The 3,648-nt window shown below is 39.1% G+C and carries 5 protein-coding genes; 2 read left to right on the plus strand and 3 right to left on the minus strand.

All coding sequences use genetic code 11. The features are described 5' to 3' along the window. Positions 1-13: 13 nt before the first annotated feature. Positions 14-685 (minus strand): DUF6766 family protein, encoded by a 672-nt coding sequence (locus AC1DDX_RS25310; protein ID WP_172662855.1) that lies wholly within the window; start codon positions 683-685, stop codon positions 14-16. Positions 686-834: 149 nt separating this feature from the next. Beyond that, positions 835-1,026 carry a cold-shock protein gene (locus AC1DDX_RS25315; protein WP_048905563.1) on the minus strand — a complete coding sequence of 64 codons (192 nt, stop codon included), beginning with the start codon at positions 1,024-1,026 and terminating at the stop codon, positions 835-837. Positions 1,027-1,340: 314 nt separating this feature from the next. Here AC1DDX_RS25315 and AC1DDX_RS25320 point away from each other — a divergent pair, with 314 nt between their 5' ends. Beyond that, positions 1,341-2,498, plus strand: coding sequence for a sensor histidine kinase (locus AC1DDX_RS25320; RefSeq protein WP_288879290.1), 1,158 nt, complete (start codon positions 1,341-1,343; stop codon positions 2,496-2,498). Positions 2,499-2,522: 24 nt separating this feature from the next. Here the strand turns inward: AC1DDX_RS25320 and AC1DDX_RS25325 are convergent, their stop codons facing one another. After that, positions 2,523-3,041 carry a protease gene (locus tag AC1DDX_RS25325; protein ID WP_288879291.1) on the minus strand — a complete coding sequence of 173 codons (519 nt, stop codon included), beginning with the start codon at positions 3,039-3,041 and terminating at the stop codon, positions 2,523-2,525. A 205-nt stretch (positions 3,042-3,246) separates the two neighbouring features. Here AC1DDX_RS25325 and AC1DDX_RS25330 point away from each other — a divergent pair, with 205 nt between their 5' ends. Next, on the plus strand, positions 3,247-3,597 hold the full coding sequence (locus AC1DDX_RS25330; protein WP_172662858.1) for a YciI family protein: 351 nt from the start codon (positions 3,247-3,249) through the stop codon (positions 3,595-3,597). Positions 3,598-3,648: the final 51 nt, after the last annotated feature.

Consider the following 3,648-nt stretch of genomic DNA (forward strand, 5'->3'; position numbering starts at 1 on the left):
AAGTAGCAGAGTGCTATTTTCCTGTTTGCCTATCAGGGGCATCCACAGGCTTAGATTCAGAAGATCCTTTCTGGCGCAAATAAATCGTTAAAAATACTATTGAAGCTACTGAAAGAAACTCACTCTGCCAGTTCTGAAAAGTTTCAAACCAAAATTCCGGTTCAGCCAGATAGGACCAGACGGTATCTTCAGGGAGATGCTTAAAAACCTGTTCTACATTATGGTTCTTCCAACTACCATACAGGTGGAAACCCCAACTCAAAAAGAACAGCATTGAAAAACAAATAGATAGGGAATTACTGTAAAGTTTGAGTATCCATCCTCCCTTTCTTACTGCCCATGGCGCATCCGGATGAGGAAAGGGTTCCCGGTCCACCTCTTCTTTTTCATCAAGTTTTTTGGATTCTGCTGAGCCAATCTGACGCAGAAATATGGTAAGCACTACATACATTCCCATCTGCAGAAATTCACTTTCAAAATTCTCAAAGGTTGCTGATATGAAGTGCCCACTTTTGAGATAAGTGCCTATATTGAGCTGTGGGGCGTGCTCTTCCTTCAAGTCCCGGTTGTGTTGCCTCCAGCCGGTTAATGCCTGCGCACAAAGGGTAATTACAAACAAGAAGAGGAAAACAATAGTTAGCCCGTTGCGATATAAATACGAAGGTTTTTTAAATACTTTGTTCATCTTGTGGTTGAAAATAAGTAAAATGGTATAACCATTGGCAGGACATTTTGTTTATATAATATCATAAATCTATAAACAAAACAGAGCTTAACAGAAAGCGTAACAAAAAAGCATCTTGATTTGAAGATGCTTTTTTGTTTTTTCAGGTTTCAGATTTTCTTTACTTTGACTGCGTTGATTCCTTTCTTTCCGTTTTCAACCTCAAAGCTGACCCTGTCTTTTTCTCTTACCGGGCTAATCAGACCAGTGACATGGACAAAGATTTCCGGATCCCCGTTGTCCGGTACGATAAAGCCAAATCCTTTCGACTCATTGAAAAATTTTACTGTTCCTTCTGACATGTTGTTTTGTAATTAGGTTGATAATTTATTAATAATCTTATTGCTTTGTAATTTCTGTAAACATGCTGGAGCTCAAATTGTTTAACAAATTTTAAACAAAAATAAACTAAACGCTTAAAACTGGTGTCTGAATGACTGCTTTTTGATTCATTTTTATTTTGCTAAGACAATTGAAAAAATTCATACCTTATGGGGAGTTTCATTTTGTCAAAAAAGCGCTTTAGAACTTATGGATACCTGATCCATTCAATCAGGCAAACCTCTACTGAAGTTTCTTTATAAGCTGGCAAGGTGTTTGAACATGAAGGATCACTATGCGTAACTTTAAGGCAGCGGACAGTAGTACCAATGAGCTTGGACCAACTGAATTGAGTACCAATATTCAGGAACAGAAATCATTGCTGGCTGCTTTGCAACTTGCAGAGGAACGAAGTGCGATGCTTGCCGCCATCGTTGACTCCTCTGATGATGCAATTATTAGTAAAAATCTTAATGGAGTTGTAACCAGTTGGAACCTCTCCGCCCAACGTATCTTTGGCTATAGTGCCGAAGAAATGATTGGTGAATCGATAATGAAATTAATTCCAAAAGATAGGGCAGAAGAAGAGCCAAAAATCTTAAGTGTGCTCAAAAGCGGTCAGCGTGTAGATCATTTCGAAACCCAAAGAGTTACGAAACAGGGGCGGCTGATAGATGTTTCCTTAACCATATCACCTGTTAAAAATACTACTGGAAAAATAATTGGCTTATCTAAAATTGCCCGTGACATTACCGATAAAAAGCTAGAAGAACAGCGTAAGAATGATTTTATTGCCATTGCCAGCCATGAACTTAAAACCCCATTAACTTCGGTGCGATCTTATATACAACTGGCTTTGGCCAAAGCCAGGAATTCGTCTGATGCATTTACGGAAAACATACTTTCCAGGGCAGAAGTGCAAACAACAAGAATGGTCGCAATGATCCATGATTTTTTAGATCTTTCCAGGCTGGAGGACGGTAAAATGTCACTCAACCTTTCCAGATTTACGCTGGTCCAGTTGATGGATGATTTAATGGCAGAAGCTAAGATTCTCGCCCCCGGTCACATCATAACATACCAGGGATGTACTAACCTGGAGATGTATGCAGACCGGGAGAAAATCAGCCAGGTTTTAAGTAATTTGCTAAGCAATGCTGTTAAATACTCTCTGGCAGGAACTTTTGTACGCATTGATTGCACACGTGAACAAAACAACGTTTCAATCAATTTTACCGATCAGGGGGTGGGTATTGATCTACTTGACCAGCCTCGATTGTTTGAGCGCTTCTATCGTGTAAAAAATGAGCAGATGAAGAATGTTTCGGGTTTCGGAATCGGGCTTCATCTGGTATCAGAAATACTGAAACTGCACGGCAGTGAAATCAGAGTGAAGAGTCAGCCCGGTAAAGGATCCACATTTTATTTTATACTACCTGTTTATATTGATTAAACGTCACCGCCGAACTTCAGGTTTTTATTTTTTATAAATGAAAGTAAGCGAATCTTTAACAGCAAGTCCACTGATTTCCTGCGCGTTGTAGCTAACAATATAGGTACCCGGTTTATCTAGCAAATAAGCTTTACTGATATTTACCTTTACACTAAGACTATCACCGGGTTTAACTTCAATGTAACTATCGGCAGGAGGCGGCATGATGCGTTTGGCCATTGCTCCCTGATACCTGGCTTCAGCGCCCTTATCGTCTTTAATATCTAGATATTTGCTCATTGGTGGTTCAAAAGGAGTATGCCATTTACAGAACGATTGTGGCTTAACAGAGGGGTTATAAACCGTGAACCGAAGCTCAAGAGAGTCGCCAGCCTTAATAACTGGCTTCATGCTCATGCGGGCAGTCATTTGTGTATTGGCAACTGTGTCTATTTTATTAATAGTATCTGCTGTTGAAGCTGTTCCATTGCTTTGTTCTTTATTCGTGCCACATGAAGCCAGTAGCAGTAGACTTGTAGACAGCAGTAGGTGTATTTGTTTCATATATATGATATTGCTTTACCTAACCACAAACGTTTAATGATTGCTTAACGCTACAAACTTTATAAATAAAAAAAATCTTCCACAATGTCTAATTATCAATTTTCGTTTGTCATGTCATAAGCATTCCGAAATTACTGAAAATTGTCCAACTTTACTCATTCGGTTGTCATTGGCTTGTATTACATTATAATTAAAATTAAAGAATATGAATGATTTTTTATTGATTTTCAGAAGAGATTTTACCAATAAGGATGCTCAACCTTCTCCAGAGGAATTGCAAAATTCCATTAAAGCGTGGCAAAACTGGTTTGGCGGCATTGCTGCACAGAACAAACTTTCCAGGCCATTACAACGCTGGGATATCGCTGGTAAAGTTGTGAAGTCAAACAAGCATGTGATAAACGGTCCTTTTGTGGAAATTAAAGAGTCTATTGGCGGACTAATTATTGTCAGGGCAGAAAATTATGAAGAGGCGGTTGAAATTGCACAGAGTTGCCCAATCCTCGAACTCGGCGGAAATGTAGAAATAAGGATGGCTAGTGATCCCGAGGGATAATCATAGTTATGTAATGAAACAACAAGAACTGATACCACATCTATTCAGGAG

Source organism: Pedobacter sp. 10L46_2 (assembly GCF_056395165.1).

Bases quoted from the DNA above. Each gene is read 5' to 3' on its own strand.
- AC1DDX_RS25310 (WP_172662855.1), bottom strand. From the start codon at position 685: ATGAACAAAGTATTTAAAAAACCTTCGTATTTATATCGCAACGGGCTA.
- AC1DDX_RS25315 (WP_048905563.1), bottom strand. From the start codon at position 1,026: ATGTCAGAAGGAACAGTAAAATTTTTCAATGAGTCGAAAGGATTTGGC.
- AC1DDX_RS25320 (WP_288879290.1), top strand. From the start codon at position 1,341: ATGCGTAACTTTAAGGCAGCGGACAGTAGTACCAATGAGCTTGGACCA.
- AC1DDX_RS25325 (WP_288879291.1), bottom strand. From the start codon at position 3,041: ATGAAACAAATACACCTACTGCTGTCTACAAGTCTACTGCTACTGGCT.
- AC1DDX_RS25330 (WP_172662858.1), top strand. From the start codon at position 3,247: ATGAATGATTTTTTATTGATTTTCAGAAGAGATTTTACCAATAAGGAT.